The sequence below is a fragment of the Vogesella mureinivorans genome (assembly GCF_007644035.1).
Classification (GTDB): Bacteria; Pseudomonadota; Gammaproteobacteria; order Burkholderiales; family Chromobacteriaceae; genus Vogesella; species Vogesella mureinivorans.
Window position 1 is genome coordinate 1 of the sequence record NZ_VMTV02000521.1, and the last position, 337, is coordinate 337.

Annotated in this window: 1 pseudogene; it reads right to left on the bottom strand. The window is 60.8% G+C overall.

The features are described 5' to 3' along the window. Positions 1-134 precede the first annotated feature (134 nt). Positions 135-337, bottom strand: a pseudogene (locus FLQ44_RS14355) (50S ribosomal protein L5); the annotation flags it as partial.

The window sequence follows — 337 nt, forward strand, 5'->3', positions numbered from 1 at the left end:
TCATACGAAGCCTTGGGGCTCGCGATGATCGCCTTGAGCTCGGCGCGCTTTGACGCGAACTTCTTGGCGATCTTGGCCCGCTTGATCTCGCGGTTGACCATGGAGGTCTTGGCCATGTCTTGGGTCCTTCGGGATCAGTTGCGGAACGGGAAACGGAAGGCTTCGAGCAGCGCCTTGGCTTCCGCGTCGGTCTTGGCCGTGGTGGTGATGGCGATATCCATGCCGCGGATCGCGTCGACCTGGTCGAAATCGATCTCGGGGAAGATGATCTGCTCCTTCACGCCCATGTTGTAGTTGCCGCGACCATCGAACGAGCGACCGGACACGCCGCGGAAGT